Consider the following 23,579-nt stretch of genomic DNA (forward strand, 5'->3'; position numbering starts at 1 on the left):
AATATTTATCCTAAAATCCAATAATAGAAGGGAATAAATAAGGAGTCTCTATGGAGATTCAAACAAACAAGGAAAAAACAGAACGGCAAGTGAAAGAACTTAGCATCCCCTCCGAATTACCTATTTTAACATTACGTGGAGCAGTTATCTATCCTATGACTGTTATGCCACTGAATGTAGGCCAGTCACGCTCCATTAAACTAGCCCATGACGTAACAATTAGTTCCTCTCGTTTCATAGGAATAATGGCTATTAAAAATAATACCGTTGAAGAACCAAATCCTACCGATATTTATACGATTGGCACTGCTTCAGTAATACATCGACTTATTCACTTATCAGACAACTCCGTACAATTAATCGTACGAGGAATAGAGAAAATTTATATTCAAGAATTTACTTCCGTTGAACCTTATTTCAAAGCTCGTATTGAACTTGCACCTGAACAATATACTAAAAACAACCAAATTGAAGCCTTAATGCGAAATACCATTGAATTATTACGTCATTTAATTTCATTAACACCGCATTTATCGGAAGATTTGTTAACCCTCGCGCTGAATACAAATGATCCGCGCCAACTTGTGTATCTTATTGCAGCGAATTTTAGATTGGAATTAAAAGATGCACAGGAGCTATTGGAGTTGAATCAAGTCGAGGACAAGCTTGTAAGACTCAATATGTTTTTAACCAGAGAAGTGGAAATTATTGAATTAGGAAAAAAAATCCAATCTCAAGCACAAAATGAACTCGATAAAACAGAACGCTATTTCATACTTCGGGAGCAACTAAAACAAATTAAAAAAGAACTTGGTGAAGAGGACGAACAGGTTCTTGAACTCAGGGAATATGAAAATAAAATTGTCCAAACAAAGATGTCGGAAGAGGCTGAAAAAGAAGCAATACATGAACTCAATCGCATGAAAAAAATGCCTACTTCTGCTGCCGAATATCAAGTAATTAAAACCTATTTAGATTGGTTAGTTGAATTACCTTGGAATAAAACAACGGAAGATAATCTTGATATCAATAGTGCCAGAAAAATCCTTGATGAAGATCATTATGATTTAAAAGAAGTGAAAGAGAGAATACTTGAGTATCTGGCAGTACACAAACTTCGCCTTGAGCGTAACGATAAGGAACAATCATATACAGGCTCTATTCTTTGCTTTGTGGGGCCACCTGGAGTAGGTAAAACTTCTCTTGGACAATCTATTGCACGAGCACTTGGCCGAAAATTTATCAGAATTTCATTAGGTGGAATACATGACGAAGGAGAAATTCGCGGACATCGACGTACTTATATTGGCGCCTTACCTGGGAGAATTATTCAGTCCATTAAGCGTGTGGAATCACGTAATCCTGTAATGATGCTGGATGAGGTAGATAAAGTAGGAGCCGATTTTCGCGGCGACCCTTCATCCGCTTTACTTGAGGCCCTTGATCCTGCACAAAATAAAACTTTTTCTGATCATTATCTGGATGTGAATTTTGATCTGTCACAAGTCATTTTCATCGGTACAGCGAATCAACTTGATCCCATTCAACCGGCGTTACGTGATCGTATGGAAATTATTACTCTTCCTGGTTATACAGATGATGAAAAATTACATATCGCAACAAACTATCTCATCCCTCGCCAGATTAAGGAAAATGGCTTAATGCCGGAAGAAATTCAATTTGAGCATGATGCGATCCTGTTAATGACTCATGATTATACACGGGAAGCCGGTGTCCGCAATTTAGAACGAGAGATTGGCGCAATTTGTCGTAAAGTGGCAACACTTATTGCAGAGAAGAAAGCTAAGTCAGTCCCAATCACAAAGGATAAGGTTGTAGAATTACTTGGCAAACCCAAATATTATTCTGAAATTGCGGAACGAACCACCATTCCTGGAGTTGCAATCGGCCTTGCGGTAACGGTAGGTGGCGGCGATATTTTATTTATTGAAGCAACAAAAATGCCAGGGTCCAAAGGTTTTACAGTGACAGGGCAATTAGGCACAGTAATGAAAGAATCTGCTCAAGCAGCACTTTCTTATGTCCGCGCCAAAGCACATCAACTGGGAATAAAAGATAAAATTTTTGAAAAAAGCGATATTCATCTTCATATTCCAGAAGGAGCAATTCCTAAAGATGGCCCCAGTGCAGGTGTTACGATAGCAACAGCACTTGCTTCGTTGATGACCAATCGTTTAATCAAAAGCGACGTTGGCATGACAGGAGAAATCACGTTAAGAGGTCGAGTGCTCCCCGTGGGTGGCATTAAAGAAAAAGTTCTTGCGGCTCATCGGGCTGGTTTAAAAACAGTAATTCTCCCTAAGCGTAATGATAAAGACTTAGAGGATTTACCTGACAAAGTCCGTAAAGAAATGAAATTTATCTTTGCAAAAGATGTCAGTGAAGTATTTGATGCGGCATTATGTCCAGCAAACACGAATGATGAATGTGCGAAACAGTAATGTTTTATCGAATTAACCCCATCATTTCCCATTTTGCGGTTAAACCCTTTCATGGTAAAATAATAACTATACATTAGGGGTGCCTGTTTCACTATTTTGGCTGAGAGGATCCACCAACCCTTTGAACCTGATCTCGTTAGTCTGAGCGGAGGAAAATGTGTCTATTGTTATGCTTTCAGGTGTTGTTGCTTTTATTACTTCTTTTATTGGTTTATTACCGCAAATCGTTAAATCTTTAAAAACTCGATCCACTCAAGATCTTTCTATGATGATGTTGATTAATTACCTAGTCTGTTCTTTAGCATGGATTATTTATGGAAGCAGTACGAATTCTTTTTTTGTAATCAGTTCTAATGTAGTTGGCTTAATTATTAGTTTGCTGCTTATTCTACTAAAACGACATTATGATGCTCGATGTAATTAATTTAAAAGGGTATCGATCAATTTTATGCCTCAATGGTGATTTACCTAATCCTGATTTTTTTATCACGATGAATTTACCCATCATTGCAGCTGACGGAGCAGCAAACCGTTTGTTTGAATTAGGTGTTCATCCTCAATTAATTATTGGAGATTTAGATTCTATCTCCACCCCTATTTTAGAAAGCTATCCTTTCCTGCATTTGCCCGATCAAGCAAGTAGTGATTATCAAAAAGCCATGCATTACTTAAGCGATAATAACTTACTACCCGCAATCATTGTAGGAGTAAACGGTGGTTTTTTGGATCATATACTCAATAATATTAATATCTTTATAACCACAGATTGCCTTTTATATTCACCACCAGTCAGAGGCTTTGTGCTCAGAGAAAAATCCCAACAAAATTTTTTATTACCCGTTCAAACAAAAATTTCGTTACTAGGAATGCCAACAGCAATCCTTTCTTCACAGGGTTTGCAATGGGAGCTTCACGGCTCTCACCTTTCATTTCCAGGTAAAACCTCATGTTTTAATCGCACTCGATTACCAGAAGTTATATTAGAGACCCATCAAGGCACAGCATTAGTTCTAATTTATGAACAAACAATCACTGATGCGGGCGTTTTGGGAGCATCGCAGTAATTAACCAACTCAAAATAGATACTCAATTTGCTAATAAGCCTACGCCCTTCACGCTTTTTCTCAATTTTTACTTTTCAATCATTGTCTGATGCTCATTGAGCAAAGCAATGTGTCGTAAATCTAATCTGGCAATAATTTTCATCATCGTCGTATTATTAATTTTTCTTTGTTTTCTTAGCGTGCGTAATTCTTGATGTGCACCTTCTAAAGCTGCAAACCGTAATTGCCGCTCAAAGGTTAAAGCAGAAATACTTTCCAACTTTTCACTTTCTGTCCCATGATTCGATATGATAAATTGGTTAAAAGTATCCATGAGCTTATGTGCTACCTGGTGGCAAAGTTCCTTCTCTTTTTCATTTACTTCATCGCATAAAACTTTCATTTTGGTTTTAATCGCTTCCATGGCAGCAAGTGTTAAGGCAATAACTGCTTCCTTTTCTTCATCTTGACTTGGTTTATGGATGAATTTTTTCAAACTGGGAGTAATTAAAGGCAAAATAATACTACTTATTAATAAGGAACAAAGAACCACGCCTATAACAAGAATAATGAGTAAGTGTCGTGCTGGAAAAGGACTCCCATCATGTAGGTAATGAGGTAATGATAAAATTGCAGCCAAAGCAATAGCGCCTCGCACCCCACCCAAAGAAATTGTACTGATTATTTTTAAGCTCGGAAAATGCCAAGAGGTTTGATTACGCTTGGAAATTAAAGCTTCAAAAGGCAAGGTTAAATAAATCCACAATGTACGCAACAATATCAAGGTCACGGTTATAATCGCTGCAATGGTAATGCACTCTGATAGACTATAGCCTGTGTCCGCAAGTAATGTGATTGATTTAGGTAAATACAATCCTAAAAGGATAAAAATAATCCCATTTAAAGTGATGTCTAAAACACCCCAGACAAAATGACCTTCGATACGCATTGTGGCTAAAGTTCTGTCCAAAAAGCCAGCTCTATCAATAGTAAATCCCGCAGAAACAGCAGCTAATATTCCTGAAAATCCTAGCTTTTCAGCAGCAAGATAGACAGTAAAAGGAAGAAGCAATAATAATAAATTTTCAGTAGTGGTTTCATGGGTGCTATTATGAGTCAATTTTCCGAGGATCGAAATAAAGGCATAGGTAAGAATTGCCCCAACAGCCATGCCACCGAAACCAACCAATATAAGGCTAAATAGGGCACTTTTGAATGAAAAAATACCGGTTAACATCGCAGCAACAGCTAATTTAAATGAGACCAAACCAGAAGCATCATTTAATAGGGCTTCGCCTTGGAGAATATGCATAATTCGCTCGGGAATACGCACACCTTTAGTCATTGATCTAAGTGCTACCGCATCTGTTGGCGAAAGTGCTGCTGCCAATGCAAAAGCAGCGGGCAATGGTATAACAGGAACTAACCAATGCACTAAATAGCCAACCCCCGCTACCGTAAAAAAAACCAATCCAATGGATAAAGTCACTATGGGTCTAGTATAAAGTAAAAACTCGCGTTTCGGAAAATGCCAACTGTCGTTAAATAACAAAGGAGGAATAAACAACAGCATAAAAAGTTCGGGATTCAATTTTACATGAATATTGGGTAACAAAAAGGCAATAACACACCCCAAAACTATTTGCAGCAATGGTAGTGGTAATCTAGGCACAATACGTGTAATAACCCCAGATAATACGGTTAAAAAAAGTAGAATTAAGCAGAATAAAGCACCTTCCATACTTCTTGTCGCTCCTAAAGATCATTGAGCTTATAAAACTTAGGAATTAATACCGCTATAATTACTTGATTACGATACATATAATATATAGCAGACCATTCTTCTTGGTTGAGTTAGGCTCATATTTTACATTATCTTATCAAAGACTTCCATTAAAGCAGGCTAGCACTAGATTTTCAAGCCATTGATTAAGGGCTGTTGCAGCTGTGGTGAGTGACGATACACTTGAATTTATCTCTTTGATGTATAACCATATAGCTATAATCAAAAAATACAATCGAACTGGATTTATGACAATAAATTTACAACATTATCTTTTAAAAATAAAAACTGTTTACCATCCTCTAGAACACTTAACAACAGAAGAAAAAATTGATTATCTAAAAGAGATTTATTTTTCTCACGTCAAAACATTCCCTTATTCAAATTTTAAGTTGCGTGAAATAGCGAAACAACATCCGCTTAATAGAAGCTCTTTATCTTTTTTTAGCTATCAAACATTATTATCTTCTAAACATGATGGCTACTGTTTTCAATCCTCCGAATTACTTTATGATGCATTATCTCAATTAGGTTATGAAGTTTCGTTATGTGCAGCGCGAGTTCTTTTAGGTGCAGCAATTAATGCACCAGAAATACTCGCTTTACCGCCCACACATTTTATAGTAACAGTCACAATAGATAACAAAAAATTCTTACTTGATCCGGGTTTGGGTTCATCAGCTCCTCGGTTTCCAATATTGATCACGGGCATCAATGAGCCTATTGTACAAAATGAAGATGTATTCAAATTTTATCCCGCAGGGAATGTTTCTGTTCTTGAGAAAAAAACAAGCCAAGGCTGGCTTCGTTTGATGCAAACAGATTTTACTCCATTAAATGAAAAAAATGCGCAAATGAATTTACTAAAACTGGGATTTCACCCAACACCTCTTGCGATTCGCGATACTAAAACTGTGGTCGGAATAATTACTGAACATGGCCGCAAGTCCTTAATTTGGGATGCTCAATCGAAACAATTGAAATTTTCAAAACAAGAAGGAAAAGAACAGATACAAAAAATACTCAGCAATTTTGAAGAAGGAAGTCACTTATTAGCTGAGGAATTTGGCATTCATCATATTTCAGCTGCTAAATTAAAAATTCACTGTACTGAAACAGTGCTACCTAAACCTATAAAACCTTGGACTGTAAATTTTCCTCTTGATGAACGTGAATTATCAGAAATGCAAACAAATCTCAAATTGAGCTAAGCCTAATTTTTTGCAACGTCCATCATAGTGCCTCTATTGATTTCCTCAAATTGCAGCGAATAAAATTCATATTGAAATTATTTTAATCATATTTAAGGTTTTCTTAATAATATGGCTTTATATTAGCCAATAATTTAATCATGGAGAAGCCTAAATGAAATTTAAAGACTCAGTATTTGAAGATCACTACAATGAATATTGGAATAAAAAGGTTGTTGTATTAGATGACACCATTCGCACTATTTCATTAGGTTTTGGTCTATTTCACAATAATGATCACGTTCCCAGTTTAATTGAAAAATATTACCAACACGTACAGAATATTTTATCAAAGCTGAATGAGCAAACTTACCTGTTTGAAGATATCGAGTATGTCCAAAAGTATAAAAAAGATACTGTTGCTCAAGCAATTGAAGATCTTCGTTTTTATGCATGTGTATTTCCTGAATGTGCCAACATTTCTGAAAAATTCATAGAAACCCTAAACTCCTCGTTAAACGCTCAAGAAAAAATAAATCATACAACAGCCAGTTTTATCTGATTCAGAACGCTATTTTTCCTATAAATCCCGTATTAGTCTCAACTAATCCGGGTTTATTTACTTTTGATTTTAATGTTATAGTTAATATAATAAGTGAACTATTAAAAGAAAATATGCAAAAAGTTACCATTTATCATAATCCTCGTTGCTCTAAATCAAGACAAACATTGGAATTACTTCAAAATAAAGGAATTACCCCCATCATTATTGAATATCTTAAAACGCCATTAGACATGCATCAATTGAAAGTATTACGCACTCACTTCGCTCTTAAAGACTTTGTTCGCGTCAATGAACCCATTTTTAAAGAATTGGGACTCTCCTTGGATAATGAAGATCACGTGCTACAAGCAATGTTGAAGGAACCTATTTTAATGCAACGACCCATTATCACCTTTAAGGACAAGGCAGTAATAGGCCGTCCTCCTGAAAAAGTTTTAGAGTTACTTGATTAACGCCCATTAACTATTTCTGTATAACCATTTTTTATTGGGTGCCGCTATAGCCCCATTAATGGGGCAACCGTATCATTGAACATTTTTGTTATTTCATAATTTAAAAAGATCTGTTAAAATTTGGCTGTTATGGTAATTATATAATCAAGAAACTTGGGTAAGAAAAAGCCGTTCGTGAACATTTGTATACTCAAATGGGTCAATGAACCCGTGAAAATGATTTCCAAAAACAGTATTTGAGAATGAAAGTCCGTGAAAAAGGTTTATCAGTTGGTAAAATACATTTTTATTTAAGCATACGACGCCAATGTATTTGCTTGTGATAAATTGGCCAAATTTATAGTATCATACAGCCTTATTGAGAGGTTATCATTATGCCGCGTTACAAAACCAAAACTAGAAAACGTTCAGAAGATTTTGAGGATGACTCCGGGTACGACTCTGGATACGAATCTGATGGAGGAACAGAGTATTCACCTGTAAAACCTCTTGGAGCAGGTGAATATGCACAGGCTAGACTGTTTAAATCTATTTCTAATAAAGCGGTTACCGTATTAAATCCGGTCAAGACACCTGGAGATTTCGGAGAAGCTAAGATTAAACAAAGATTTTTCCAAACGCTTTATCCTAATAAGAAGTCTCATTTATTTAGCATAGGAACAGATTACAGGCTTGTTGTACCCTATATTCAATATACTCCATATAACAAGCTTATAATTGATACTCGAGAATTTCACAAGATCCTTTTTCACTCGGCTATCAAAGCATTAAAAGATTGTCATGATAAAGGGATGATCGTGCTTGATCTGAAAACAGATAATATTTATTACGATTCCAGTACGCAAAAAAGCTATTTAATTGATGGTGGTCTTTCTGTTCCTACAGGAACCACTATTGATCCTTTTGCGTTTCAGAAGTCAAGTCAAGAGATCGTAGAGGAATACAAGAAGGAATATTGGCACATCCCACCGGAATGTTGGTCAGTAAAGCCTACCGCCGTAGTAGCTACTGCAAAAATGGATATATACTGTCTTGGGATACTGATGTATGATTTATTAGAAAATCCCTCTTCCGAGATACAATTATTGATAGATAGTTGCTTAGAGAAAGATCCAGAGAAACGGCCAACATTAGCGGAATTAATAACTTCTTTAGAATCCATCAAAGATAACGAAAAAGAGATTGCTCTGAGGTGAGCACAACTCTTTCAAATTTCTTTTATAGTCACTCCTCACGTCATCTGCTATGTGTTAATCCAATAGCAGTGACTCTATTTATTTGCTGAATAGCTGCCAGGCCTAGTTTTCAGTGCAATAATAAGCCCATCCTAATATTCTCTCCAGGAGAATTGATTTGCCAAAAATGTTTCTAAATTTCATGATACTATTGGATAATTAAAAAAAATTTGCATCAAAGGAGAGTTTCATATAGTTTCTCCATTAGCACAAAAAAACTGCCATTTATCATTGGAATTAATTTAGGATATGGAATGAAACAGATAATTAAATTTGGATTTATTTTGAGCTTTCTAAGTACTAGTGCTTTTAGTGTAGAACCCGTGCAAGGGTTTTACTTTGGTTTATTAGGTCAAATTAGCCATGCACCTAACACAGACCTTACTTTTACTATTAACAACGTGCCTTATAGTGGGGAAGTAACCTTAGGACCAGTTGGTGGAGGTGTTGGTACCTCTATTGGTTATAAAATACAAAACTTCAGACTTGAAGCAGAGTTTCTCTATAATATAAACAATTATGGGGAGTTTCAAGTAGGTAGTTGTACGCTCATTAGCCCTAATGTCGTTGGCCGCTATGAAGGATGCCCTACATACGTTCAAGAGACTGGACTAGGCTTCAATGGCAACACTATGGGTTTTTATGGGCTATTCAATGCATTTTATGATTTTATGTCCTCTAATCCTGATATTAATTTTGTTCCTTATTTAGGATTAGGCGTGGGAGCCGCACTCATCAGAAATCAAGGCAATATCGAATCCACTGAGTATTCTGGAATTGATCCTGCAATCCAATTCACCTCCAATAACTCACAAGGTGGTTTCGCCCTACAAGGAATAGTAGGCTTTAATTATTACCTTGATGACTTTACAACCATGGGCCTAGATTTTCGCTACGTTTCGGCAATCATGAGCAATAATAATAACAATAACAGCAGCAACTCACAGTTTGGGATAAGTACCATAAATCTCGTGTTTAATTTTGCTCTTGAGAAAGGTGATAGTTGAGTTGCAAAATGCAGCTCAACATTTCCATCTGCACCAATCTAGCAACACCCTGTTTGTCGCAAATTTTTCGCATTTTTCAACAAAACTACACCGAAGGTTACTCTCCACACCCTCCTGAAGGAATCGCTTCCAATTAGCCTTAAGTTTTGGTTGATATTGATGATGATTTGAGTTATTAACTCCATGATTTATAGGTTTTTTAGATTAATCATTTCATTTAGTATTAAATTATTTTTATCAACGAAAACTTAAGGCTAATGGGAAGTTAGCTCCTCAGGATAATGTGAAGAATTGTCAATGAAGAAAAAAAGCAACAGTTGTAAACTATTTATTCATATGTTAGGATTTCTTAAGGTTCATATTTTTTTGAATTGTAATAGAGTTCTCAATGACCGATACAAACAGTACCACAAAGTTGTCTTGTACCAGTAATAACTGGTGTACTGTTATGCCCCTTATTTTCTCCTCTTTTTTTAAAAACATTATTCATAATATTAACATTATTCGCCTGTCTTAACGGTGAGCGAATAATACCATAAGCCCGTTAAGACAGGATCTCTCCAAGACCACGCTTTGCTCAGTGAGTCTTCCATTCAGCAAACACTCTAACCTATATAAAGAGAGATAATTATGTTAATGTCTTTAGAAAAGAACAATACAAAGCCTGTTTTAGTCTACCCCATTGTTGTTATCAGCTTAGCTGCATGCTTTCTTTTTTATAAATATGTGTTGCAAATTTTTCCCAGCATCATCACTGCACCTTTAATGAGGCAATTTCATTTGACAGGCGCAGGACTAGGAAACTTAGCTGCCACTTTTTATTATTCTTATACGGTGACTCAATTATTTGTTGGTTTCCTGCTCGATAAATATAGTGTTCGCCGCTTTACCTCAAGCGCAATTTTTTGCTGCGCCTTAGGGGTGCTTTTATTTTCAAGCGCAGAAACCTTATCTATAGCGGTTATAGCTCGTGCATTAATGGGAGTTGGGGTTGCCTTTGCGACGGTCTCTTATATGAAACTCGCAGCAGACTGGTTTTCTCCCCAAAAATATGCCTTCGTGAGCGGACTTTTAGCCACAGCGGCCATGGCTGGTGCGGTTTTTGGTCAAGCTCCTTTGGCATGGTTTATTGATCACTTTGGGTGGCGTCAATGCTTATTCAGTGTAGGAGTTTCTGGAGTTATCCTCTCTTGTTTGTTTTTTGTAGTGGTACGCGATCGCCCAGACTCTTTAAAAATGACAACCACCAAAACACCAATTTCAGTTCAAGATCTACTTCGGGTACTTAAGAGCAAACAAAATTGGCTGCTAACTTTATACAGTGGGCTTGCTTTCTCACCTGTTGCGGTATTTGGTGGGCTTTGGGGAAACCCATTCTTAGAAGAAGCGTATCACTTAAGTAAAACTCAATCAGCCTCTCTGTTGTCACTCGTTTTTGTAGGCTTAGGTCTAGGAAGCCCTATCCTGGGAATGTTATCCGATCGTTTAGGTAATCGACGTTATGTCATGTTGTTTAGTACCTTAGCCTCAACTGCAGCCCTAATATCAGTTCTATATTGCCAGACATTATCCACTGCAACTTTAAGTGTACTCTTATTTATATTTGGTTTTGGGCTTGGCGCGTTTATGTTGGTTTTTGCCATGGGAAAAGAAATAAACTCTGCAGCATTGACAGCGACTGTTATTGCTATGATAAATACCAGTGATGCTCTTTTTGATGCCCTGACAGAGCCTCTTATCGGAAAATTATTGGATATGGGATGGAATGGCCATATCGTTAATGGTGTCCACCAATTTTCTCTCTCTAGCTATCACATGGCTCTATCACTATTGCCCGTTTATTTAATAGTAGGTTCTCTTTTGTTGCTTTGGGTTAAAGAGCCTGCTCAAGAAAGTCTTAGGAGATAATTGATGCATTTGTGAATGGTTTTTAAATCTGGATTTATGTGAGTTCGATATAATCATTTTTATATCGAACTACTTTATTAGAACTTGATCTCGTATTGTCAGCGAATAAGTTTATTGATACTGGTTAATGTGTTGTTTTTTCTTGAACCTCTCCCATTAACCAACCCATACTTACTTCAAGTTCATTAGCAATTTTTTGCATAGACTCAGAATCTAAAACGACAACTCCATTTAACAGCGCTTCAATTTTAAATTTTGGAACTTGGAATAGTGCAGAACATACTTGCACTCGCTCTGTCATTAAGACAGGGACACCAAGCTCATCTAGCTCATTGTTCAAACGTTCAGTTAGTTTTTTGTTTGACATAGTAGTCTCCTCTTGGCTTTTTTTCAGTTTAAGGCAATAAAGCTTAAGGATTAATTAACAAATAAAGTCTTTACAGAAAAATTACGAATTTAAAAAATAACCAAAAAATTCCTTTGAATTCAAAAGAGAAAACCGAAATTTATGTTTTTATAAAGAAGACATATAAAGAAGTTTTTCGTGTTAGAGCTTGTAAACAAGCGCTAACCTAAAATACATTTAAACTGATTTTTTAGCGAGCCGATTGAAAATATATTTGGGCAATAATAACCAATATTGACCTTCATTCTTCATGTGCTCACCTAGAAACGTGGCAAGCTTTCCTGAACCCCAATAAATGTCACCTCGCATGAAACCACGAATTGCGCCACCTGTATCTTGAGCAATCATGAGGCGTTGCAATTGCTTTTCATCTTCTTGATTTTTATCGGGTCGAGTTGTATCTAACCAAAGTGGTGCACCAAGCGGAATCCATTTTTTATCCACAGCTAAAGAATAACCTGGGGTAAGGGCCATCCCTTGAGCACCAAGAGCCATAGGTTTTTTTACATCCTCAAAAAAAACAAAGGACTTATTTTTATGGAGAATATCTTTGGCTTTTTTAGGATGCTCTTCCAAATAGCGTATAATCGCTGCTTTAGATGCTGTATCTCGGCTCATAATTCCTTGTTTTATCATAATCTTAGCAATTGAAGTATATGGTGCACCATTCTCACCTGCATACCCCAAATAGATATTCTCACCATTAGGCAGTTGAATCACACCTGCACCTTCGATTTCTAAAAAAAGCCGCTCAGCAGGACTATGAATCCAAGCAATCACTGGTGCTTTCTTCTTAAGAGCACCATTATCTATTTGTGCACGAGTATATGAAGTCGTATATCCATCTTTAGGCATTCCATAAATTGGTGTATTGTACTTAGGACTTTTCTTTAAGTTGCCCTTTATTCGCGGCATATAATAGCCTGTAAATAAGCTTTGAGAAGGATTTCGTTGTTTTAACTCAATAGGATGAAACCATTTTTCGAAAAATATTTTGGCTGAATCTTCCGATGTAGAATCAAATGCCAAAGCAGCCTTACACACTGGATACCAATCTCGAGCTTTCAAGTTGATATGTCGAGTACCGATTGGATGAGAAGGTTCCTGCTTTAAAAAAACTTTGCATGAAGTCTGAAATGCTAATAAAGATTTTTTAACATCTGCTTGATCCCAGCCCGGTAATTCTTCAAAAGATACTTTTGTTAAGGCTATATTTTTTCTTTTTATAACTACCTTTTTCGAAGCAACTTTTTTTGAGCGGGTCTTTTCTGCACTAACTTTTTTTGAATGAGTCTTTTCTACACTAACCTTTTTTAAGGCGTGTGCAGATGGAGTGCTTTCAACAATTTGTTTAGCACTCTTAAGTGCATTATCTTCCACCACAGCCGTCTTTACAGGCTCGGTTTTAATAATCACTTTTTTAGTATTCTGCGGTTTCTCTTGAACTTGAAGCCTATTATGCTTATAAAGCGACAGTCCAACGAAACTTATCGTAAGACAACTAATACCGCATATTGTGTAAATTAATTTCCTACTCATAGGGTCACAAGGGTTACATAAGATGGGATCTAAATCAACAAATTTTCCTCATTTTTTCGCAAAACAAACTCATTATTTGCTCTTTTTTATAAAAAAACATCCTGAATAATCAAAAATTATACAAAAAATGATGAATTTATACCTTTAGCGAGCATAGAGCACGATCAAAATAATTTTCAATTTGAACAAATAAAGATCTGAATGAGTGAATTATTCGGCTTTTTTTAAAGAATTAATCCTCCAGGAAGAGGAACAAAAAATAAAGATCCTATTTATTTTTTGTTTCGTCGTGGACAGTATCTGATCGACCCTAAATTGGTTATGAAGCATCAGGTATTGTTGAAGCCGTAGGACCAGGTGTTGATAAGAACATACTCGGCATGAAATTGAGTTCTGTACCCGGCTTTGATTTAGGGAAATATGGAGTCTACGGTGAAGTAGCTATTTTGCCTGTTTATGCCCTTGCAGCCTATCCTGAAAAACTTTCTTTCGTCGAAGCAACTTCTATTTGGATGCAATACATGACCGCTTATGGCGCTCTTATTCATTATGGTAAGGTTTCGAAAGCAGACTATGTTTTAATTACAGCAGCCAGCAGTAGTGTTGGCATAGCTGCAATTGAGATTACACGTGCTCAAGGAGCAAGCAGATACAGCAGATTATCTTCGCGATCCTCAAAAATGGCATTACTGAGGTCGACATCTGTCTATCTTACAACTTTCTAAATAGCATGCCTGGCAAAAGCGCTTCTACAATCAAGGAGCAGATATAATCAACCTCTGCAATGGAAAAGGAAGCCTTAATGCAATAAAGCACAAGATTCATCAAATAACTGGCTTTATCTATCTCCAAGAATTCATCTTATTACAACAAAGTCTCATGCTTTTTCTCAGTTTAGTGTAACTGATGAGCACTCTCTTCTTCCTGTTCATCCAATGCAGCTTCTTCTTGATTCATAAGCATAATAAACATTTGTAAAAATACCTGGGTTGGTTCACCTTCATTACCTACTGACTGCGGTATCATATGGAATACTGCCAGAGCAGGAATGAGTTGACCAGAATTTTGCTCTTCCTGAGGAGCAGGATTTACACCAACCTCTCGCATCAATATAGGGCGGTAGAAAAAAGTATGGGGAATTGCCCCTTCTTGTCTTAGTAAATCTCGCATTGTCTGTTCAGCCCATTCATTTTTTAATTCTTCTTTAATGGCACTATTAAATGAATTAGGCTTTACCTGATTAGGATCAAAATCAAAAAATTTTATAACGTGTTCTAGTGACAAAGGTTTTGTAGTTAGCTTATCTCCTTCAAAGAGAACTGGGTCCTCTAAAAGCCCCATTAATGTTTTTATTGGAACAGGCCAATACTCAGTCGCTTGGGTGGTTGGATCACTAGGTAGTTTCTCTAATCCTGATGAAACTCCTTTAATACTGAATGTATTATCACTAAGCTTCACCAAATAAACACAGGTATTTTCATCCAGTAACGTATCTTCTTGCATAATCGGATCAAAATAAGTTGGCATAATATTATTCCTTTAGTTATTATTTAACTTAAAATGTAATTTATACGATCAAATTGATAGATGCAATACTTTTACATCAGAATAAAATCAAAAAGTATTTATTATGAATCATGTTGCAATTAATGAACTTAATATATAGATCCAAAATGATTATCAAATGAACTGTGATTTTTAGAAATTGCAACATATAGGTCTAGGGTTCGCATTGTGCGGAACCCTAAAAAATCGATTGGTAGTTAACGCTCTGAAATTAAATAGCCAAATAAGTGGTATTATTTTACACAATAATGTCCACTTGCTTTGGCGGTCGGCCATTGTATGATGCTACCCGCGCACCCCATTCCAAAAGATTTTTATTACAATCATCTTTATCCAAAATAACTTCAATAAAACACAAAGTATCAGATTTTTTTGCTTCTTCTATTGCATCAAGGAGGCCTTGATGCGTGGAGGCTTTAAATGTTCGAGCCTTTTCTTGATCGCCATTAAAAACCTTCACTAAATCAGCATAATGCCAATTATTAATGACGTTATAGGGACCGTCATGAATTTGAACTTCAATAGTATAAGAAGCATTATTCATTAAAAAGATGATGGGCTTAAAACCATAACGAATTATCGTAGAAAGCTCTTGGGCGCTCATTTGAAAGGAACCATCCCCAATCAAAGCAATAACACGTTTTTTATGATGAAGAGCAGCTTGCATTCCTAGAAGCGCTCCTACAGACCAACCAATGGAACCATATTGCATTTGAATTTCAAACGGGCAGTTTTCAGGTAAATTAAGACGCATACCGTTAAACCAAGAATCACCCGTTTCAGCCAGGATAGCATAATCACTGCTTAAATATTTTTGAATTTGGCCAAATAAAAATCGGGTCGTAAGCGGTGAGTTTAAATCACTAGGCTCATGATATAAAGGCGCTGAACCTTCGATTCGTTTATATGCTTTGAGTGATGCATCATTGAATTTCAACTTATCTTGCAAACCTCGTAAAAATTCATTCATATATACATCGGTATATACTTTTCCTGCGACAGAAACACTTCCATCTGCAATGACAATGAGTTTTTTAGGCTGAATATTACATACATGACCAACGGTTGTGTAATCATTAAAATTAGGCCCTACAAAAAAATACAGATCGCTCGACTCTACAATTTCACCACAACCTGGCGAGCTGACGGGGCCCCAATAAATGCCAATATAATTAGGATGCTGTTCCGAAATAAACCCCTTAGCATCTGGCATCGCAGCAAGAGCATAGCCGCAAGACTGGCTTAATGTTTCGATCATCGCAGTAGCTTCGCAAGGACGTGATTTACTACCAGCAATTAATACTGGCTTCACCGCTGCATTAAGTTTTTCAGCAGCATCCTCAATCGCAGCAGCAAGGGATGAGGTATCACTTAAACGTTTAACATTAAAGGCACGCTGAGTTGGAGGAGAAACACTTAAATCTGCAATATTACAAGCAATTTCAATATAGACTGGTTTCTTCTTTTCAAGTGCGATCGCTATAGCAGTATCTATTTGCGTAGGTGCATCACTAGGTCTATGAATAAATACCGTATGCGCCGTGACTTTTGCAAATATCTCGCGAACATAGTTATAATTTTCAGTTGCAAGCGAATGATGTAAAATCTCCGCATCCTGAACAGAATTGGTGTTAGGACCGCCTGAAATAACAATGATTGGCAAATTCTCCGCGTAAGCCCCTGCAACAGCATTTACGGCACTTAACCCTCCGACACTAAAGGTAACGACTAAAGCAGAGACTCCTTTTATACGCGCATAACCATCTGCTGCATAACCTGCATTGAGCTCATTACAACAATTGATCATTTTAAGCGAACTATTCTTTAATAGTTCATCCAATAGACCCAAGTTATAATCACCAGGAATAGCAAAATAATCATCTACCCCCAATTCTTGAAGGCGTTGAGCAAGATAAGTACCAACAGTAGTCATGAGAAATCCTTTTTAAAAAATTGAAAATTTATAATCCTAAATTCGGCAGTTGAATTTAGGATTATGGCAGTGGGTCACTCTTTCTTCAAGAAGTTCCTCTGTCTACAAATCCTTACGCCAAAGAAATAAAGTTCCAATGACCGTCAATAATGTTGATTATTGAAAAGAACTCCAGGAGATATATCAAAATGGAATGATAAGGACATTAACACATTGATCTATCAGCTTTCAATCACAGCATAAATGGCCCAAGTCGACATTGGTATAACCTATACCAAATTTGCACTATCGTGGAGAAAATCCTGGGCATGCTTCTTTAGAAACGAGACTGCCTTTTAGCGAAGAAAATAAAGCGCTTATAGAACAATACTGCTCGAAAAAACCTAAAATTCCTGTAGAAGAAAAGCACTATACGACAGAGGATGGTACAAAAAAAATGGAATATGTAGTTAGATTTAGTTTTATACCCGGTACAACTGAGAATACTAAGGCTAAATTCCATCTTAATCCTTCTTATAAAGAAGATACTATTTATGAAAGGTCAGGGCACCATACTACAAAGAGACATTATCTAGAGATTGCGGAACTTCAAGAAAGGAGAAGCAATAGAAGAGTTATTAATATATTTCCTGCTAGCTCATTAACAGAAAAGGGACGATTATTGGATTTTTCTACTCCTCAAGGTAAGTACATTCTTAAAATAAAAGAAATGGAAAATTGTGAAGATTTACTAAAAACAGCACAATTATTAGAAAAAAAATGCACTGCATTGAAAGAAAATAAAAAATACATTAATTTTTATCATCCAAGGAATAAAACGATTTTAATTGCCGCGAAGCAATTAAATATAGAACTTCCTAAAGGTAAAATTCCTAGAGATCAGTTGGATAGCATCCTTAATATGGCCGAAGCTATACAAAATATAAAAAATAAATCAACCCAATTGGAACAAGATTCAATCACGCTAATGGATCAAATTGACCGAAAAGAGCAGAGGGAAAAAAATAAAGAACTGATTACGGAACTCAATAAACTATTAAAAAATATTAACTCTAATGATGAGCATTTGTTTGAACAAATTGAAGCGCTCAATATTTCAGTAGAGAAAAAAACTGAACTCACCAAATTAGCTCAATTAAAGGAAAAAGAGCAATTAAAGAGCCAACTTGAGAACTTACGCGACCACTACAAAAACGAAAGTGCACAATTTATCCGAGAAAGCCAGTCTTTTTTTAAGAGTGAAGACGATTACTTATGTCGTGGGAGGCCTGCTGATGCAGAAATACAGCTTCCTCTAGGAACTGGAAAAAATGGACTTAATGCTGCTGCTATGCTCAAGCAAATGCGAAAAATAGTCGACTCAGGATATGATTATGACTTATATACTCATAATTGTTCGAGTACCGCATTAAGTATCCTCAAAGCAGGTAGAAAGGGGAAAACATCGGAAGTATCTCCTGCAAAAGGATTTACCACGACTAATCCTAAAACGGTATATAATGAAGCATGCTTGTTAAGAGAAAAAATTTGCCCTGTATCTCCAATGCAAGCTCTCTTAAATCTAGATAATTTTTATGCTTCCAAAGCTGTTGATGCTCAAGTGATTACAGAAAGTTCTGACTTAAGAGAAACAATACTTAATTTTGCAGTAAAGAACTTATTTCCTGAAAATGAAAAGATGACATTCTATGTATTTTCCGCAGACGATAGAGAGCGATTATTAAAAAATAAGGATGAATTAATACCCACTGAATTATTACGAGATCTTTGGAATATCATGCCTGAAAGAACATTACCTCTTTCTAAAGATGGTGTAAATAATGTAGTAATTGATCGTAATATGACTATCGGTCAACTCACCCAAGGGCTATCCATTTTAGTGCAAAATAAGGCTGAAGATCGCCTTAAAATACAAAATGCTTTAATTGAGACTAAAGAAAAAGATTCATATGAGATTTTGAAAGATAAAATTAAATCAGAAATTTTAAGACTTGAGGTAAAACCACGGTCACACTCCCAACAAACATTAAAATTTGACCTTTTAGTTTATTTTTTGATATATTGCGCTTTTTTAAGAGAGTAGGATCTTTCTATGTTTCAATTTTTTTCTGGAGCCATTAAAGCAGGCCTTAATACAGCACAATCCCTCCTTTTAGGCCCATCCAAAACACGAGATGAGATGTATGCTGCTCAAAAAAGTCGTTATGATGCAGTCGCTGACTTCATTACAAATCTTCACTATAAACCCCATCAAAATTTAGCAAGAAAACAGTATTGGTGTAGTCAAACCTACTTTTTGGGGCAATTAATCAAAAACAATTCCGAAAAAATTCAAGAAATAACTCAACTTCCTGTTTCCGTTGCATCTGAGTCTGCCTTACTTGAAACAATCAATCAATTGATCTCGGCCCTAGATGACCCCAGCAATATGAACAAATTTGTGCAGCTTCTAGAATATGATCTTAAAACCGTCGAAATAACTCCACTCCAACCAAGCACATCCGATTTGTCTTTGCAATCTGGAATACAATTAGTTCATGGAGATGTCATTCAGTTAATCAAACAATTGAATAATCAAGGGGTCATTGTGATCACCGATAATGCCCCAAACTCACACCGAGATGGGGCTGCAAAATATTCGAGTGGTTCTGTAGAAGAATTATTTTCTCGATATACTGATTCTGCTTTAAAGATGGTGTTGCACTTTTGCAATGTCCATCAGCGTAATATCGAAAACAATCAATATGCTTTTTCGGATGCTCCCCACCCCATTGATGTTGTGGAGTACCAAAAGCGATATTTAAAAATGGTACTCACTATTTGTGCCAAATTGGTTGAAAAAAAAGAAACCTATCTGGAATCAGAAGAATTCTTCAAGGATTTATTTAAATCATATCCCAATCCACAAAATGGACTACCCATCTACTTTGATATGCAAAATAATGTCTATGAAGTACCCGTTACAGGGGATTCTATTTCTTCCCATTGGTTCACCGATACAACCGACCTAACCACTGTAGAAAAAACGGTAGAACAGCTGCAAAAAAATGAACGAACGCCAATAACTATTGTGAGCTATGCCGCTCCTGATTTGCGGAAAGTGGAAACATCTCCTTTAGATGCCCGCGCAACATCCAATAAAGTCTTACAACATCCTGAAGCAGAAGGAACCCTAGGCATCTTATTGACCACGGGCATCGCTGCTCAATGCCAAGCAGCAATTAACCGAGCAAAATATTTTAAGGAACAAGGAATCAACCAAGCTGTTGCTGCCGTTTTTATCATGCCAGGTTGTGGTGCATTTAATAATCCAGAAAAGCAAAGCACAGCTCAATTTATCAGTGCCATCAAATATTATTATCCGGAGTTAGAAAAACTGGGAATTCACTGCTATGTTGCTGAATACAATAAAAAACTTTATAAAGTACTGACTGAGGCAAACGATTCTTTGAATGCTGAATTAGGTCAACTTAATGAAACCATTATCCGAATGACTCATCCTGAGCTTCGTGCCAAAGCCATTAAAGTTAAAGAAAAAATTCTTGATCTTTATGCCAAAGGGGAAAAATCAGAATTATTGATCAAACACATCACCCAAACAACTCAATTATTAACGATGTCTCCAGGTCCTAAGCGCCATGCGCTTGCTCTTGAATACCAAAAGAATGCCAATGTACTTTCCAAAAATAATAATCCAGTGTTGCAATCTTTAGGTTTTGCAATGATGGTTTTGGGTTTAGCAGTTATGGTAGTAGGAATTTCTTTTGCATTAACGGGTATAGGTCTTTTAGCATCTGGAGCTACGACAGCAGGAGGTTTGGGATTATTGGCAACCGGAGCAGGAATATTTGCTAACGAAAAAAAGAAAAATATTGCTACTCTATCTGATGATTTAAAACTTTCTTGTATATAGTACATAATACGATCCATATTTGCATTTTACGAGTTAGGCATGAAAAGAAAACGTATTATCATTGGCATCACGGGTGCCTCTGGAATCATTTATGGGATAAGGCTACTTGAGTTGTTGGCCAATACGGAATATGAAACCCACCTTATTGTTTCAAAGGCTGCCCAACAAACTCGTGCTTGTGAATCTGAACTTTCTGCAGCCGATCTTGCTAAACTTGCTGATAAGCATTATCCAATTCATGATATTTCTGCGTGTATTTCCAGCGGATCTTACCTCACTACCGGAATGATTATCGCGCCTTGCTCCATGCGGACACTAGCAGAAATTGCTTGTGGTACAACCTCAAATTTATTGACTCGTGCTGCAGATGTTATTTTGAAAGAACGCAGACGGCTCGTATTGATGGTTCGAGAAACACCATTACATCTCGGTCATATTGAAAATATGAAACGAGCAACAGAAATAGGTGCCATTATCGCGCCCCCTACTCCAGCATTTTACAATAATCCACAAACAATCGACGATATTGTAACCCATAGTATAGGACGTGTTCTCGATTTATTTGATATTGATATCGAGAGCATTAAGCGCTGGCAGGGAAATAAAAAAAAATAATTACCCGACCTCCAACAGAATTGATATAAACTCATTAAGCGAAACTAACACGTGGTTAACTTTTACTTAAAGGATTTCTAATTATAGAAAATAAGTCTTGGCATTTATTTTCATGAAATCGTGTAGTCAATAAACATTTTTGTTGCCAAGGTTGCGTCAACAATTGCTGTCGATGCCAATCATGAATGCGCGGTTCAGATTCACGTCTAAGTTCATCTAAAAGTTGATCTAGAACTTGTCTTACTTTCTGCCAAAGGAAAGGCTTTGCAAGATGATGATCTACCGCTAAGCAATGAATCCCATAAGCTAAATTACTGAGTAAATTGCTATCAATAAATTTATTGGTTAGTTCAGCAAGCGCAGGACGAATAATTGTTGAATCAGGATGAAGTGTGGGCTTACTCACCTTATCATAAAGTGAATGACTGCAAATTTTAATGCCTCTTAAATCACGGATCACAAGACCTGAAGGACGATTTGCCTGAAAAATTACCAAAGTGTTTTGTTGGTGCGCTTCAAAGGCAATTCCATAACATAATGATAAATGCAATTGGCTTGCCAAAACACAACGACAATAGTCCACAAAATAATCCACGGGATTGCCATGACTAAGTGCTATAAGTTCACTCAATAACGATTTTTTACTTAATGGTGAACGTTTAAAAAGAGCCGCAAGAGGTATAAGTTTCTGGTTTAATCTAATCCATTGTAAAGGATTTTCTCGTACAATAAGGGCCAAATGTTTCTTTTCATCATCTGGAATTGATGGATCTGAGGTATTAATCCCCGCGAAATCACGTGCTAAAAATAATTGTCCTTTATAGTATTGATTTTGCGCAAGTAATTCATTAATCCATTGTGAGAGTATGGAAGAATTGCTCACAGAGGCAGGGGAGACGGTACACAAAGATGAGGTAGTATGCACACCAACAGCTAATTTAAGATGGGGACCATGTTTTGTTAGTGGCATCATAGTACGAAACGACATAGAGGGTTTTGTGGGTTGATATACAGAATTAACCACAAACTGATGTGTATCAAGCAAAGGTTTAGCAAGCATTTTTAATTTATTTTTCCATTGCCAAGGGTGTATCGGGAATGGATAATAATCTTCCGGATTTAATTGCTTTGCTCGAAGTGCATCACTCCATAAGCCATACTCCTTGGGAAAATGATTGCTAAATATCCAATGAAAAGCAGTTTTAGTCGTGGAAGTAAATGCACGTGAATGATGAACTGCTGCCCAGCAAATATTCACTTCGGAATTAAATTCGGGAGAATATTGCATGACCTCTTTACGATTAAAGCCTATTTTAGCACGGAAATTAGGATGAGATGGATGTCCTATACACCCCCATTGCTCTAAAAAATGAAGGATCTGCTGCTGATCAAAATGTTCGATTAACCAAGCCCACAAATTTGCATGTCTTTTTGCATGCTGCTTAATCACTTTATCCCATTGATGTTGGTAAGCAAGAGCAAGAGCTTGATTTGCAATACTCTCATTTAATTCTTCATATAATAAGCGCCAATGTTTGCCATAGTTTGTTTGATTTTTAGCATGAAGCTGTAAAAAATCTAAATAAGAAGTAATAGATTGACTTGTTATTTCTTTATCAATTAACCCTTCTAAAAGAGCTACTCTTTGTAAACGATTAAAACATTGCTGATAAGAAACAAGAAGGAAACGGCCCATTTGCTTGGGCGATAAAGGAAGGCCTATCTCTAATAATAATGAATGTAATTGGTAGCGTAATTCATTAAAGTGGGAATTAGATAAAAACATAGATACACCATCCTTCCATTTGTTTTCTGTTAAAGTTGTTATTCATCGTAATGAATGACTCATTTCATTACTCCAATGGAGTTAAATGAGAATAATTATCATTCAAATATAAACGACAATGATTCTCATTTGCAACAAAAGAAGCTATTTTTATTTAAAGACTGATAAAAAACGGG

General features: G+C 36.4%; 19 protein-coding genes and 1 riboswitch. Of the genes, 13 read left to right on the top strand and 6 right to left on the bottom strand.

All coding sequences use genetic code 11. The features are described from left to right. Nucleotides 1-50 precede the first annotated feature (50 nt). From lon to DYH34_RS15590, 3 genes are all read left to right on the top strand, one after another. Nucleotides 51-2,462, top strand: coding sequence for an endopeptidase La (lon, locus tag DYH34_RS15580; RefSeq protein WP_058464845.1), 2,412 nt, complete (start codon nucleotides 51-53; stop codon nucleotides 2,460-2,462). 65 nt (nucleotides 2,463-2,527) lie between these two features. Continuing rightward, a riboswitch (TPP riboswitch) is annotated at nucleotides 2,528-2,633 on the top strand. Continuing rightward, complete coding sequence (locus tag DYH34_RS15585; RefSeq protein ID WP_058464844.1) at nucleotides 2,620-2,886, top strand: SemiSWEET family sugar transporter; 267 nt, start codon at nucleotides 2,620-2,622, stop codon at nucleotides 2,884-2,886. (Overlaps the previous riboswitch by 14 nt.) Further along, complete coding sequence (locus DYH34_RS15590) at nucleotides 2,870-3,526, top strand: thiamine diphosphokinase (protein ID WP_058464843.1); 657 nt, start codon at nucleotides 2,870-2,872, stop codon at nucleotides 3,524-3,526. The genes DYH34_RS15585 and DYH34_RS15590 overlap by 17 nt, the downstream gene beginning before the upstream one ends. A gap of 67 nt (nucleotides 3,527-3,593) precedes the next feature. On the opposite strand, the gene DYH34_RS15595 is transcribed toward DYH34_RS15590, so the two are convergent. Further along, nucleotides 3,594-5,246 (bottom strand): Na+/H+ antiporter, encoded by a 1,653-nt coding sequence (locus tag DYH34_RS15595; RefSeq protein ID WP_058464842.1) that lies wholly within the window; start codon nucleotides 5,244-5,246, stop codon nucleotides 3,594-3,596. Nucleotides 5,247-5,536: 290 nt separating this feature from the next. Between DYH34_RS15595 and DYH34_RS15600 the strand changes: the two genes are divergently transcribed. The 6 genes from DYH34_RS15600 (at nucleotide 5,537) to DYH34_RS15625 (ending at nucleotide 11,645) form a co-directional block, all read left to right on the top strand. Then, nucleotides 5,537-6,499 (top strand): arylamine N-acetyltransferase, encoded by a 963-nt coding sequence (locus DYH34_RS15600; RefSeq protein ID WP_058464909.1) that lies wholly within the window; start codon nucleotides 5,537-5,539, stop codon nucleotides 6,497-6,499. 154 nt (nucleotides 6,500-6,653) lie between these two features. Then, on the top strand, nucleotides 6,654-7,040 hold the full coding sequence (locus DYH34_RS15605) for a hypothetical protein (RefSeq protein WP_058464841.1): 387 nt from the start codon (nucleotides 6,654-6,656) through the stop codon (nucleotides 7,038-7,040). A 113-nt stretch (nucleotides 7,041-7,153) separates the two neighbouring features. Continuing rightward, nucleotides 7,154-7,495, top strand: coding sequence for an arsenate reductase (glutaredoxin) (arsC, locus tag DYH34_RS15610; RefSeq protein WP_058464840.1), 342 nt, complete (start codon nucleotides 7,154-7,156; stop codon nucleotides 7,493-7,495). Between the two features lie 374 nt (nucleotides 7,496-7,869). Further along, on the top strand, nucleotides 7,870-8,691 hold the full coding sequence (locus tag DYH34_RS15615) for a protein kinase domain-containing protein (protein WP_058464839.1): 822 nt from the start codon (nucleotides 7,870-7,872) through the stop codon (nucleotides 8,689-8,691). A gap of 293 nt (nucleotides 8,692-8,984) precedes the next feature. Then, nucleotides 8,985-9,737 carry a P44/Msp2 family outer membrane protein gene (locus DYH34_RS15620; RefSeq protein WP_058464838.1) on the top strand — a complete coding sequence of 251 codons (753 nt, stop codon included), beginning with the start codon at nucleotides 8,985-8,987 and terminating at the stop codon, nucleotides 9,735-9,737. 630 nt (nucleotides 9,738-10,367) lie between these two features. Beyond that, nucleotides 10,368-11,645 (top strand): MFS transporter, encoded by a 1,278-nt coding sequence (locus DYH34_RS15625; RefSeq protein ID WP_058464837.1) that lies wholly within the window; start codon nucleotides 10,368-10,370, stop codon nucleotides 11,643-11,645. A gap of 124 nt (nucleotides 11,646-11,769) precedes the next feature. Here the strand turns inward: DYH34_RS15625 and DYH34_RS15630 are convergent, their stop codons facing one another. Beyond that, nucleotides 11,770-12,012 (bottom strand): hypothetical protein, encoded by a 243-nt coding sequence (locus DYH34_RS15630; protein ID WP_058464836.1) that lies wholly within the window; start codon nucleotides 12,010-12,012, stop codon nucleotides 11,770-11,772. Nucleotides 12,013-12,228: 216 nt separating this feature from the next. Next, on the bottom strand, nucleotides 12,229-13,527 hold the full coding sequence (gene mltA, locus DYH34_RS15635; RefSeq protein ID WP_058464908.1) for a murein transglycosylase A: 1,299 nt from the start codon (nucleotides 13,525-13,527) through the stop codon (nucleotides 12,229-12,231). Nucleotides 13,528-13,970: 443 nt separating this feature from the next. Between mltA and DYH34_RS15640 the strand changes: the two genes are divergently transcribed. Next, entirely contained in the window at nucleotides 13,971-14,315 is a 345-nt protein-coding gene (locus DYH34_RS15640; protein WP_238589488.1) for an MDR/zinc-dependent alcohol dehydrogenase-like family protein, read from the top strand. 169 nt (nucleotides 14,316-14,484) lie between these two features. On the opposite strand, the gene DYH34_RS15645 is transcribed toward DYH34_RS15640, so the two are convergent. Further along, the gene (locus DYH34_RS15645; RefSeq protein ID WP_058464835.1) at nucleotides 14,485-15,117 is read right to left on the bottom strand and encodes a hypothetical protein; all 633 of its coding nucleotides are present in this window, start codon (nucleotides 15,115-15,117) and stop codon (nucleotides 14,485-14,487) included. Nucleotides 15,118-15,394: 277 nt separating this feature from the next. Next, nucleotides 15,395-17,089, bottom strand: coding sequence for a thiamine pyrophosphate-binding protein (locus DYH34_RS15650; protein ID WP_058464834.1), 1,695 nt, complete (start codon nucleotides 17,087-17,089; stop codon nucleotides 15,395-15,397). 280 nt (nucleotides 17,090-17,369) lie between these two features. On the opposite strand from DYH34_RS15650, the gene DYH34_RS15655 reads away from it, so the two are divergent. From DYH34_RS15655 to DYH34_RS15665, 3 genes are read left to right on the top strand one after another with little or no spacing between them, the layout of a single operon-like run. After that, nucleotides 17,370-19,172 carry a hypothetical protein gene (locus DYH34_RS15655; RefSeq protein ID WP_058464833.1) on the top strand — a complete coding sequence of 601 codons (1,803 nt, stop codon included), beginning with the start codon at nucleotides 17,370-17,372 and terminating at the stop codon, nucleotides 19,170-19,172. A 9-nt stretch (nucleotides 19,173-19,181) separates the two neighbouring features. Next, nucleotides 19,182-21,002, top strand: a complete 1,821-nt coding sequence (locus DYH34_RS15660; RefSeq protein ID WP_058464832.1) for a hypothetical protein — start codon at nucleotides 19,182-19,184, stop codon at nucleotides 21,000-21,002. Nucleotides 21,003-21,041: 39 nt separating this feature from the next. Next, the gene (locus DYH34_RS15665) at nucleotides 21,042-21,617 is read left to right on the top strand and encodes a UbiX family flavin prenyltransferase (protein WP_058464831.1); all 576 of its coding nucleotides are present in this window, start codon (nucleotides 21,042-21,044) and stop codon (nucleotides 21,615-21,617) included. 55 nt (nucleotides 21,618-21,672) lie between these two features. Here the strand turns inward: DYH34_RS15665 and DYH34_RS15670 are convergent, their stop codons facing one another. Further along, a complete protein-coding gene (locus DYH34_RS15670) occupies nucleotides 21,673-23,403 on the bottom strand; it encodes an IucA/IucC family protein (RefSeq protein WP_058464830.1) in 1,731 nt (576 codons plus the stop codon). Nucleotides 23,404-23,579 lie beyond the last annotated feature (176 nt).

Source organism: Legionella cincinnatiensis (assembly GCF_900452415.1).
Classification (GTDB): domain Bacteria; phylum Pseudomonadota; class Gammaproteobacteria; order Legionellales; family Legionellaceae; genus Legionella; species Legionella cincinnatiensis.